This is a genomic window from Collinsella aerofaciens, from assembly GCF_001404695.1.
Lineage (GTDB): Bacteria > Actinomycetota > Coriobacteriia > Coriobacteriales > Coriobacteriaceae > Collinsella > Collinsella aerofaciens_E.
Genome location: NZ_CZAQ01000016.1, coordinates 1 through 10,955, shown reverse-complemented (window position 1 = coordinate 10,955; position 10,955 = coordinate 1). Strand labels below are relative to the sequence as shown.

Below are 10,955 nucleotides of genomic sequence, written 5' to 3'. Positions count from 1 at the left end.
GTTGCACGTCGCCGCGGACAGGGGCAAATCATGGATAGCGATGCCAAGCTGAACATCTTGACCGAGGCCCTGGCTGCTGCCGGGGCCTCGGCATTGGCAATCGATGCGCGTGGGGACGTCGCGATTTCGACCATGAATGACGCGGCGCTTGAGCGGGATGTGGCAGCTTTTGTTGCCGAACGCCTCGACCGTATAGGAGACGGCGCGCGTCTGGTTATGGGGCGTGCGGGTACGCGCCTGAGCCTGACCGTTCGCCCCGCCGACAAAGAGGGCGGGGGCCTTTGGGTCGTCGTGGTCCGCGAGGTGCGCGGCGCCGCGGCGCATGCGGGCATCGAGTGGCTCAACGCCGACGAAGTTGAGGCCCGCTACGAATCGAGCGCGTACGGCATCGTTGAGGGGGCTGCCTCGGTGGCTGCGCCGGTCGCCGAGAGCTACGCGCGCGGTGTGCCCCTTATGCTCGAGGGCGAGCTGGGCGCGGGTCAGGTCGAGATTGCCATGCGCCTCTATCTGGACGGTCCTTTTGTCGATCAGCCCTTTGTTGCCGTTGCGCTCGATGAGCTAACGGATCGCGGCTGGCGCCATCTGCTCAAAAGCGCCGAATCGCCGTTGTTCCAAACGGGGCTGACACTTTGCATTGAGGGCTGGAACACGGTTGGCCCCCAGCGTCTCCGCGAGCTCGTTTCCACGATGGCCGACACCGCGTTGGCGACGCGCTGCCATGTGGTGCTGACGGCGAATGACATGCCGGGCGGCAGCGAAAGTAATCAAGCCGCCTTTGTGACCGAGCGCTTTGCCTGTGCGGTGAGCGTGGCGCCGGCAATCGCCGAGCAGGGAGCCGCGTCGACGAAGGTTGCGCGCTATTTGGAATATCTCGCTGATGCATTTGGGACGGCAGCGCCCACGTTGTCTGCCGCGGCGGCAAAGACGCTCGATGCTTATCGCTGGCCGCGCAATTATCTGCAGCTCCGCGAGGTCTCGGAACGACTGTATATATTGGTGGGGGCGGGCACGGTGGACCGCGCTGTGGCGGAGGAAGTGCTAGCCCAAGAGGACGTGATTAAGACCGCAACCTTTGGCGCCCCGACACTCGAAAGCGACCTGTATATCCTGCGACCGCTGGCCGATACCGAGCGAGGTATCGCGCATCTGGTTGTAGATCATCTCCATGGCAACCGAACCCGTGCGGCGGAGGTGCTGGGCATAAGCCGAACAACGCTGTGGCGCTTGCTGAAGGACGATGACCGTTGAGCGAGGCGCCCGTGACCGCGCGCGACGCGTGTGCTACAGTCCAAAGCGTTATTGTTTCGATTTGGTTACGGCGTGCGGGGGCGTATGGCTGAGACTACAAAACCGAGCCGCAGAAGGCGGAGTGCCGCGCCGGTCAACCGACGCACAACATCGGTGACGTGGGGCAAACACGCCTCGGGGTTTGATGGTTCGTTCAAGCGCACTAAATACGGCTATCCTTCGGCAAGCGCCCGCTTGGCCATGCAGGCAGAGTCCTCGTTGTGGGGCCGCAAACGCGTGGTGGGCTCAAAGCTCAAGCACGACGGAACGCTCGGTTACATCAGCCGCGGGGCGGCTCGTCGCAGCGGACTCAATCCGGCTGGTTGGCATCGTTATGTTCCGATCGCGGTCGTCGTTGCAGTGATCGTCATCGCACTCGCTGCGCTTGGCTACGCCGGCGGCGGCGCCAACTTGGACGCAATGTTTAAATCGCCCGAGCTCGCGCATGTAGGTACAGAAGTTGTCGAGGGCGCACAGACCCAGACGGGCGTTGCGCCCCAGCGCGGTATCGTTGCGGCAGCCTCCACCATCGCCGACGCTCAAAAGGACGAGGGCGAACAGGGCGACGGCGCCGAAGCGACCCACACGGATGAAACGACGACAACTCCATCGGCAAGATAAGTTGCGAGCGGGTCCGCCGTTCGTTAGAACGGCGGAACTAATTACCTAACGTACACCACGTTGTCGCGGCGGGGTTTGGGCTCGGGTAGCGTGTCCTCGGCATAGCCCAGAATGCAGTGACCGACACCGCGCAGGCTGCCGTCGGCGGGCAGGCCCCAGCTGGCCAGCAGCTCCAGGCCCTCGGGCGAGTCAAAGACCTCATGCGCGCGGTGAATCCAGCACGAATCGACACCCAGTGCATAAGCCGCATTGAGCAGGTTGCCCATGGCGAGCGAGCCGTCTTCCAGATTCGTGGGCACGCTGCGGTCGACCAGCACCACCACAACGGTCTTGGCGCCATAGAAGGGGTCACTGTTGCTGCCCATGACCTGGGCGTTGAGCTGTGAGAGACGCTCGACGGTCGCGGGGTCGGTGACGGCGACAAACGTCACCGGCTGGCGGCCCATGCCGCTCGGTGCATATTGGCCGGCTTCGATAATACGTGCAAGTTTTTCGGCCTCGACGGGACGATCGCTGTATTTGCGGCAGCTGCGGCGGTGGATGAGCGCTTCGATAGTCTCCATGGTGTCTCCTTGTAGTGGCGTTGTAGATGCCCCGTTCATACCCGTCGGGCTCCAACGATAGACGGTCAATTGCCCGACCAAAAGGGTAGATTCCAATTGGGAAAGTAGGTTTGCATAAAAGTACCTTCAGAATGTGACAAACAAATGGGATGGTTAAACGTTTTATCCCGTCTACCCTGCGGTTTTTTACCACTTGCCTAAATGACGAACGCATAACCTCTGATAAAGGTTTTACTAAAGGAGTACCAACGTTTATCAATGCGCCGTGGTGGCGCCGGGCCAGGAGGTAACATCATGTTCCAGGCTGGAGATGTCGTCGAGACCGACTTCGAAGGATTTCTGAAGCTGCTGCGTTCCAAGACGCGCGCTTTTGTGACGATTGACGATCACGAGTACTACATCACGCACACCGATGGCTATTGGCGTGTTCAGGATTGCGAGGCCCTCAACGACAAGGGCCACTTTACTGACTGCTCCGAGCTGGTCAACACGGTCTGCGAGGTCGTCGAGCTGCCGTGGATTGCCGGCAAGAGCCTGCATGACAGCTTCTCGGGCGCTACGGTCTATGAGGCCGTCGCCGCTTAACAGGCAATAAAACCCGATTTTCATGTGACCGCTGGCGCCGCCCCCGCGCCGGCGGTCTTTTTCTGTCGATATGCCATGTAGAGCCGTCCATATTTAACGAGTCTATTGACGATAGTCAAAACTCGGACTAATCTAGAAAACAAAATTGGTCAAAAAACGGACAATCGAATGGTGGGATAGATGAATAGTGCGGTTACGCTGGTCGATTTCGACCGGTTGCTCAATGGACTCGACCATATCTATTCGGAGTTCTCGCGCGCCTGCGGTCTTTCGGACTGCGCTTACTGGATGCTCGTCGATACCAGCACGGCGGGCGGCAGTGTTGCCGTAAGCCGTCTGACAAGCGAATGGTTCTACAGCAAGCAGACTATCAACTCGGCAATTAAAACCCTGACGGCGCGGGGCTTCGCAACGTTGGAGTTTGCCGAAGGCAGCCGTAAGAACAAGGTTGTGAGCCTGACCGAAGAGGGCAGGCGATTTGCCGAGCGTTATGCACTGCCGGCACTCAAGGCCGAGCAGCGAGCCTTTGGCGCGCTTGAGCCGTGTGAGCAACGCGAGATTATGCGCCTGATCGGCAAGTTTTCCCGTGTACTAGGGGATGAGTGCGAGGCATTTAAGCAGCAGATGGCTGCCGAAAAGCAAAGTGAGGGGGAGTCGTGCGACTGTTAATGAGGTTTCTGAAGCCCTATCGAGGGCTTGTTGCAGTGACGCTGCTGGTGCTGCTGGTTGATAACGTCGGCACGCTGTTGGTTCCCACGATGCTGGCGAATATGGTCAACACCGGTATCACCACGGGCGATGTCGATTACATTTTGCGCAACGGCCTCTACATGCTTATCGCGACCGGCATGGCCAGCGGCGGCGCGGTGCTGGGCTGCTATCTTTCGGCGCGCCTGGCCGCCAACGTGGCCTGCGATATCCGCAATGCCGTGTACGATAAGTCGCTCGAGCTTGCGGCCAGCGACTTTGAGCGCTTTGGCACCGGATCGATGATCACGCGCTCGCTCAATGACATCAATGTGATTCAGCAGGCCATCCTGCAGACGATTCAGCTGGTGCTGCCGGTGCCGTTCTTGGCCGTCGCGGGCATCATTTTTGCTTGGCTCATCGATCCCGCCATGGGCACGCTGCTGGGCGTGGTGGTTGCGATCGTGCTGGTGGTGGCAGTCTTTACGGTGGCTAATGCCGCGCCGATTTTTATGCGCCTGCAGAGCTTTATCGACCGTATGAACGTGGTGTTGCGCGAGAACATCGTGGGCGTTCGCGTCATCCGCGCTTTTAATAAAGAGCGCCACGAGGAGCAGCGCCTGGACGAGGTGTTTAGCGATTATGCGGACAACGCCATTAAGGTCAACCACCTGTTTGTGGGCCTTGATAGCTCTACCTTCTTTTTGATGAACATTGCCGAGGTGGCGGTGCTGTGGGTGGGCGGCAACCGCGTTGGCGCCCATGCAATGCAGATTGCGAGCATCTCCGCGGTGCTGGAATATGCGCTCCTGATCCTGTTCTTTGTGATGATGGCGCAGATGGTGATGCTCACGCTGCCGCGCGCCGCGGCTTGCCTCAATCGCGCGCAACAGGTGCTGGAGATTGAGCCGAGCATCGTGGACGGCGAGCGTACGCTGGGCGCGGGCGCGTTCGACTCAAAGAACGGATCGGATGCGGTCGCCGTGTTCGACCACATGTCGTTTCGTTTTGACGATGCCGACGAGGACACGCTGTGCGACCTGAACTTTATCTGCCGCCGCGGTCAGACGACCGCGATTGTGGGCTCGACGGGCTCGGGTAAGTCGACAGTGGCAAAGCTCCTGCTGCGCTTCCACGATGCCACCAAGGGTGCCATTCGCCTGGACGGCGTCGACCTGCGCGAGCTTTCGCAAGGCGAGATTCGCGGGCACATCGCCTATGTGCCGCAGAAGGCATGGCTGTTCTCGGGCACCGTGGCGAGCAACCTGCGCTTTGGCAACGAAGACGCGACTGAGGCCGACATGCTTCATGTGCTCCAGGTTGCCCAGAGCACCTTTGTGCTCGATCAGCCGCAGGGGCTCGATACCCCGGTGGCGCAGGGCGGCACGAACTTCTCGGGCGGTCAGCGCCAGCGCCTGGCAATTGCCCGCGCACTCATGAAGCGTGCCGACCTATATATCTTCGACGATAGCTTTTCGGCCCTGGACTTTAAGACCGACGCGGCCCTGCGCCATGCGTTGCAGGACGAGACGCGCGACGCCGCAGTGCTTATCATCGCGCAGCGCATCTCGACGATTCTGCACGCCGACCAGATTGTCGTGCTCAAGGATGGCGAGGTCGTGGGCTTGGGCACGCATGGCGAGCTTATGGAAACCTGTGAGGTATACCGCGCCATCGCGGAATCGCAAATGAAGGGAGGTGAGTAGCATGACCGGAGAGCTCAAGAAGCGCAGCGACGCTATCGATGCCGTCGTTGTGGACGCGGTCGAAGCGGTCGAGCAGGCTGCCGCGTCGACCGAGCTGGATGACGTTGCCAAGGCCGCGGCCGAGCGTGAGGCTCGCCGCCAAGCGCTGTACGAGGAAAACGAGCGTGCCGAGGACGAGCGTGCCCGCGCGGAAGCAGAGCGCATGCGCGATGTGGACGACGAGGATGAGGACGAGAAACCCCGCGATACCTGGGCGACGGTACGCCGCTTGTGGGGCGAGGCCGCCGGCGACCATTGGCGCTTCTACATCGTGTTTGCGAGCATCGTGTTCTACGTCATCTTTAACACCGCCGCGCCGGCATATAGCGCCCATGTTATCGACGAGCTGTGGGGCCATATACAGGTGGCGTTTGCCAGCGGAACCACCTTCAACATCACCTGGGAGAACTGCGGCAAGACCATCTTCGTCTACTTTATGATCTGGACTGCCGCTGCCTCGTTCTATGCGCTCCAGAGCTTTTTGATGTCGAGCGTCGCCGAGCGACTCAACTTGCGTCTACGCAACCGCATCGCACAAAAGCTCAATCTTCTGCCGCTTGCCTTCTTTGACGCGCATCGTCCCGGTGAGGTCGTCAGCCGTGCGACCAACGACTTGGACAAGATGTCCGAGAGCATGCAGCGCGGATTGCTGCAGCTGCTTGTGTCGATCGGCACCGTGACGGGTGCCATCATCATGATGTTCGTCTATAGCGTTAAGCTCACGCTCGTCTTTTTGGGCTTCACGGCCCTGTCGCTGCTGGTGACCAAAGTGGTTTCGCGCCGCACGCATGATGTAACGGGCGAACGCCAGGAGTGGGTGTCCAAGATTACGAGCGCGGTCGAGGAGGGCTACTCGGGCCGTCTGGTGATTCGCGCGTTCAACCGCGAGCGCCAGAGTTCTGCCGAGGTACACGAGGCCTCGGGCGAGCTGGCGCGTGTGAGCGTCAAGGCCGACTTTATGATTAACGCTGTGGGCCCCGCGGTTCGCTTTATCGGTCGTCTGGCGCAGATCGTGATCGCGCTCGTGGGCTGCAACATGCTGGTGGCCGGTCAGATGACTGTCGGCGTGTTCCAGGCGTTCTTCCAGTTTATCTACGAGGCGTCCGAGCCCATGACGCAGCTCTCGTTTACCTTCAACTCGCTGCAGAGCGCGCTGGCGAGTGCGGAGCGCGTGTTCGACCTGCTCGATGAGCCCGAGATGGAGGCCGATCCGCAGCCGGGCGAGGCCGCCAAGCTGCCGGGTCGCGTGGAGGGCCGCGTCTCCTTTGAGCACGTGCGCTTTGGTTATTCGCCCGACAAGCCGCTCATGCGCGACGTGTCGTTTACCGCCGAGCCGGGCCAGAAGATTGCCGTGGTGGGAACCACGGGTGCGGGCAAGACCACGCTTATCAACCTGCTCATGCGCTTCTACGAGATCGACGGCGGGCGCATTACGCTCGACGGCGTGGATACGAGCCGCATGGATCGCGGCGAGCTACGTCAGCAGTTTGGCATGGTGCTGCAGGACGCCTGGCTGTTCGACGGCACGATTGCCGAGAACATCGCCTACGGCTGCCCCGAGGCAACGCGCGACGAGATCGTGGCTGCCGCCCGCGCCGCGCAGGTCGACTTCTTTGTGCGCACCATGCCGCAGGGCTACGACACGCATGTGGCCAACGATGCCGAAAGCATCAGCCAGGGCCAGCGCCAGCTGCTGACCATCGCGCGCGTGCTGCTCAACAACCCGGCGATTCTCATCCTGGACGAGGCGACGTCGAGCGTGGATACGCGCACCGAACTTGCCATCGGTCGCGCCATGGACGCACTGATGCGCGGGCGCACGAGCTTTGTGATCGCGCATCGCCTGTCGACGATCGTGGATGCCGACCTGATCTTGGTTATGGACCACGGCAATATTATCGAGCAGGGCACGCATAAGGAGCTACTGGCTGCCGAGGGTGCCTACGCCGACCTCTATCTGAGCCAGTTCGCATAAGGTGACATAGGGGCAGTCCCGCATGTCACATCAGGAATAAAGCGCGCCGGGGATGGATTCCCTGGCGCGCCTTTGCGTTGACGTCAATGTTGTTGGTGACCGCCCGTTTCTAGCGCTCGTCCACGAGCTTGGCGACGAGGGCTTTGAGCTCGGCCACTTCTCGCTCGAGTTCCTTGACGCGACGGGCGTTCTCGGTGATGCCCTGGCGGTTGAGGGCGCTTTGCTCGGCGGCATCATCGGGCATGTATTCGCGGTGCTGCTTGGCGTCGAAGCTTTCCTCGAATACGCGGCAGCCGTTGCGCTTGATGATGCGGCCCGGCACGCCCACGACGGTGCAGTTGTCGGGCACGTCTTTGACGACAACCGAGTTGCCGCCGATTTTGACGTTGTTGCCGATGCGAATGTTGCCGAGCACCTTGGCGCCCGTGCCCACGGTGACGTTGTTACCCAGGGTGGGGTGGCGCTTGCCGGTCTCGTTGCCGGTGCCGCCGAGCGTGACGCCCTGGTAGAGCACGCAGTTGTCGCCCACAATGGTGGTCTCGCCAATGACGACGCCCATGGCGTGGTCGATAAAGAAATGCTTGCCGATTTGTGCGGCAGGGTGGATCTCGACGCCAGTGATATGGCGGGTGATTTGCGAGAGCACGCGGGCGAGCGAGCGATGGCCATGTTCCCAGAGCCAGTGCTCGGGCACGTGGTTCCACTTGGCATGCAGGCCGGGGTAAGAAAGGAAGATGACTAGGCCGTTTTGCGCGGCGGGGTCCTGCGCCTGGACGGTCTTGATGTCCTCGCGAATGGTATTGATAAAGCTCACCGGCCGCCCTCCCTTAGCGCCGTGACAATGCAATTCAATAAAGTATAGCGATTCGCTAGGGATTAGGAAGAACAATCTTGTTCGGCTTTGCGTGACAGATGTCAATTATGCAAACTTGCTGGTAATGGAGTCACGCTTTTGTAAGGTCGTGTGCGCGGCGGCGTCGCAACCGTATACTGGTCAACTTGGACGTGTCCGCGCCCACAACTGAGAGGTTTAACTTCATGGGTTTCATCAATTTTATCGCCGAGCTGCTCAAAGACCCGCGCACCGCGATTGCCAGCTGGATCGCCGCCGGCCCGCTTATGGCCTACGGCTGCGTGTTCCTGATTATTTTTGTCGAGACGGGCGTGGTGTTCTTCCCGTTCCTTCCCGGCGACTCGCTGCTGTTCGCCTCGGGTTTCTTTGCCCACAACGGCGGCTTTAACATCGTGGCTCTGCTGGCCGTCGCATGGACGGCTGCCATCTTGGGCGATCAGTGCAACTTTATGATCGGTCACTTCTTTGGCCAAAAGATCATCGCCTCGGGCAAGGTGAAGGCCATGACGCCCGAGCGCATCAAAAAGTCCGAGGACTTCCTGGACAAGTGGGGCCACCTGGCCATCTTCCTGGGTCGCTTCTTCCCGTTTATCCGCACCTTTGTGCCTTTCATCGCCGGTATGGGCGGCATGCACTGGCGCAACTTTGTCATCTTTAACGTGCTGGGCGGCATTACCTGGTCGACGGTCTTTACGCTGCTGGGCTACTTCTTTGGCGGCATCCCCTTTGTGCAGGAGCACTTTGAGCTGCTGATTATCGGCATCGTTGCCGTGTCGATCATCCCGACCGTGGTCGGTCTGGTTAAGGCTAAGCTGGGCAAAAAGAACGCGTAGCTCGAGCCAGCGCGCAAGCCGTGCCGTTGAGGCCCGCCACCGCTTACGGTGACGGGCCTTTTTGCTTCGGTCAAATGAAAATACTTTAGTTAGTTAAAGAAAAACGTTATATCCGATGCGTGTGCGGAGTACAATCTCGTGCATGCGAATCGACGTGCCATCGGCTTCGATACCGTTCGCGTGTCCCGTCCGGCTCTACGCTCCGGGCGCGTGACGTTGCGACGCGGTCGGCCTCGGTCCTTGCGTGCGGGTTCGCGAGTTTGCAACTGTGTATGTAAGGAGCGACATATGACTGTCGAGAAGAAGGATATCGATTGGGGTAGCCTCGGCTTTGGCTACATGAAGACCGATTACAGCTACGAGGCTCATTGGAAGGATGGCGAGTGGGACGAGGGCGGTCTGACTACCGACCACACCCTGCATGTCTCCGAGTGCGGTGGCATCTTCCATTACTGCCAGGAGGTCTTTGAGGGTCTGAAGGCCTACACCGCCGAGGACGGCAGCATCGTCTGCTTCCGTCCCGACATGAACGCCGAGCGTATGTACAACTCTGCGCAGCGCCTCGAGATGCCCCCGTTCCCCAAGTACAAGTTCGTCGAGGCCGTCAAGCAGGTCGTTTCTGCCAACGCCGCCTGGGTTCCGCCCTTCGGCTCCGGCGCGACCCTGTACGTGCGTCCGTTTATGATCGGCTCTGGTGACGTAATCGGCGTGGCTCCCGCTCCTGAGTACACGTTCCGCATTCTCGTGACCCCGGTCGGTCCGTACTTTAAGGGTGGCCTTAAGCCCGTCAAGCTGCGCGTTTCCGAGTACGACCGCGCCGCACCGCACGGCACCGGCAATATCAAGGCCGGCCTCAACTACGCCATGTCCCTCAAGCCCACGATGGAGGCCCATCGCGAGGGCTATGCCGAGAACCTGTATCTCGACTCCGAGTCCCGCACCTATGTCGAGGAGACCGGCGGAGCCAACGTCCTGTTCGTGAAGGAGGACGGCACCCTCGTCGTTCCCCAGTCGCACACCGACTCCATCCTGCCCTCCATCACCCGTCGTTCGCTCGTTCAGGTCGCCAAGGACCTGGGCATCACCGTCGACGAGCGTCCCGTCGAGTGGGCCGAGGTCAAGGCCGGCACCTTTGTCGAGTGCGGCCTGTGCGGCACCGCTGCCGTCATCTCCCCGGTTGGCGAGATCGACAACAAGGTTTACGGCGCCGACGAGACCGTGACCTTCCCGGCTGGCTACACCGAGATCGGCCCTGTGATGAAGAAGCTCCGCGAGACTCTGACTGGTATCCAGTCTGGTGCTGTTGAGGATAAGCACGACTGGGTTTACACCGTCGCGTAAGCTGCCATAGCTGTTCGGCCCGAGGGCAACCTTCCTTTCCGGCGCGTCCTCGGACATGAAAGAACCTCCGCTGCGCACTTCGTGCGGCGGAGGTTCTTTCGTCCTGCGGAGTGCGCCGGAAAGGAAGGTTGCCCTCGGGCCTGCGTTACCTCGGCGCTGCCGTTACGGGCAATATAGATCTGAATTAAAGATGGCGAGCGGCCTTTTAGGCCGCGCTTTTGTTTTGGTTCGCGCCATGTGGGGGTGATGGCGACGTGCATTTTTGCGAGTATTCTGCAATCGAAGGCCCCTGCATACCGACCTCGGGCAAAAAATCGGGATTTCTCGATGTTTTCTACGAATGATGGGCGGGGTTATGATCGCGTGCGCGGACGTGGTGTAAGAGTGCCTTGAGGTCCGTCGCTGTGAACTCCAATGCTACTCCTTCTTGAGACCGTGCTTCTCGACTATCTCGTCCACGATCTC

The 10,955-nt window shown here is 60.4% G+C and carries 10 protein-coding genes; 8 read left to right on the top strand and 2 right to left on the bottom strand.

Going from position 1 to position 10,955, the window contains the following annotated elements; all coding sequences use genetic code 11:
• Together AQ996_RS05470 and AQ996_RS05465 are read left to right on the top strand one after the other, a co-directional pair.
• Positions 1-1,248: helix-turn-helix domain-containing protein (locus AQ996_RS05470; protein ID WP_301280517.1), on the top strand; the 1,248-nt coding region annotated here is incomplete at its 5' end.
• An 84-nt stretch (positions 1,249-1,332) separates the two neighbouring features.
• Positions 1,333-1,908 (top strand): hypothetical protein, encoded by a 576-nt coding sequence (locus tag AQ996_RS05465; protein ID WP_148315864.1) that lies wholly within the window; start codon positions 1,333-1,335, stop codon positions 1,906-1,908.
• Positions 1,909-1,949: 41 nt separating this feature from the next.
• Here AQ996_RS05465 and AQ996_RS05460 read toward each other — a convergent pair whose 3' ends face one another.
• A complete protein-coding gene (locus tag AQ996_RS05460; protein WP_055251739.1) occupies positions 1,950-2,471 on the bottom strand; it encodes a nitroreductase family protein in 522 nt (173 codons plus the stop codon).
• A 294-nt stretch (positions 2,472-2,765) separates the two neighbouring features.
• Here AQ996_RS05460 and AQ996_RS05455 point away from each other — a divergent pair, with 294 nt between their 5' ends.
• The 4 genes from AQ996_RS05455 (at position 2,766) to AQ996_RS05440 (ending at position 7,463) form a co-directional block, all read left to right on the top strand.
• Positions 2,766-3,056, top strand: coding sequence for a hypothetical protein (locus tag AQ996_RS05455; RefSeq protein WP_055251737.1), 291 nt, complete (start codon positions 2,766-2,768; stop codon positions 3,054-3,056).
• A 180-nt stretch (positions 3,057-3,236) separates the two neighbouring features.
• Positions 3,237-3,725, top strand: coding sequence for a MarR family winged helix-turn-helix transcriptional regulator (locus AQ996_RS05450; protein ID WP_055251735.1), 489 nt, complete (start codon positions 3,237-3,239; stop codon positions 3,723-3,725).
• Complete coding sequence (locus AQ996_RS05445) at positions 3,725-5,449, top strand: ABC transporter ATP-binding protein (RefSeq protein WP_148315862.1); 1,725 nt, start codon at positions 3,725-3,727, stop codon at positions 5,447-5,449. The genes AQ996_RS05450 and AQ996_RS05445 overlap by 1 nt, the downstream gene beginning before the upstream one ends.
• Position 5,450: 1 nt before the next feature.
• Entirely contained in the window at positions 5,451-7,463 is a 2,013-nt protein-coding gene (locus AQ996_RS05440) for an ABC transporter ATP-binding protein (protein ID WP_082435544.1), read from the top strand.
• 109 nt (positions 7,464-7,572) lie between these two features.
• On the opposite strand, the gene cysE is transcribed toward AQ996_RS05440, so the two are convergent.
• The gene (gene cysE / locus AQ996_RS05435; RefSeq protein WP_035138740.1) at positions 7,573-8,277 is read right to left on the bottom strand and encodes a serine O-acetyltransferase; all 705 of its coding nucleotides are present in this window, start codon (positions 8,275-8,277) and stop codon (positions 7,573-7,575) included.
• Between the two features lie 224 nt (positions 8,278-8,501).
• Between cysE and AQ996_RS05430 the strand changes: the two genes are divergently transcribed.
• Positions 8,502-9,149: a DedA family protein gene (locus tag AQ996_RS05430; protein ID WP_055251731.1), complete on the top strand. Its 648-nt coding sequence runs from the start codon at positions 8,502-8,504 to the stop codon at positions 9,147-9,149.
• A gap of 288 nt (positions 9,150-9,437) precedes the next feature.
• Positions 9,438-10,490 (top strand): branched-chain amino acid aminotransferase, encoded by a 1,053-nt coding sequence (locus AQ996_RS05425; protein WP_055251729.1) that lies wholly within the window; start codon positions 9,438-9,440, stop codon positions 10,488-10,490.
• The last annotated feature ends 465 nt before the right edge of the window (positions 10,491-10,955 follow it).

What these genes read in the sequence shown, in the direction of transcription:
- AQ996_RS05440 (WP_082435544.1), top strand. Translation starts at nt 5,451, where the DNA reads ATGACCGGAGAGCTCAAGAAGCGCAGCGACGCTATCGATGCCGTCGTT.
- AQ996_RS05460 (WP_055251739.1), bottom strand. Translation starts at nt 2,471, where the DNA reads ATGGAGACTATCGAAGCGCTCATCCACCGCCGCAGCTGCCGCAAATAC.
- AQ996_RS05465 (WP_148315864.1), top strand. Translation starts at nt 1,333, where the DNA reads ATGGCTGAGACTACAAAACCGAGCCGCAGAAGGCGGAGTGCCGCGCCG.
- AQ996_RS05445 (WP_148315862.1), top strand. Translation starts at nt 3,725, where the DNA reads ATGAGGTTTCTGAAGCCCTATCGAGGGCTTGTTGCAGTGACGCTGCTG.
- AQ996_RS05430 (WP_055251731.1), top strand. Translation starts at nt 8,502, where the DNA reads ATGGGTTTCATCAATTTTATCGCCGAGCTGCTCAAAGACCCGCGCACC.
- AQ996_RS05450 (WP_055251735.1), top strand. Translation starts at nt 3,237, where the DNA reads ATGAATAGTGCGGTTACGCTGGTCGATTTCGACCGGTTGCTCAATGGA.
- AQ996_RS05455 (WP_055251737.1), top strand. Translation starts at nt 2,766, where the DNA reads ATGTTCCAGGCTGGAGATGTCGTCGAGACCGACTTCGAAGGATTTCTG.
- AQ996_RS05425 (WP_055251729.1), top strand. Translation starts at nt 9,438, where the DNA reads ATGACTGTCGAGAAGAAGGATATCGATTGGGGTAGCCTCGGCTTTGGC.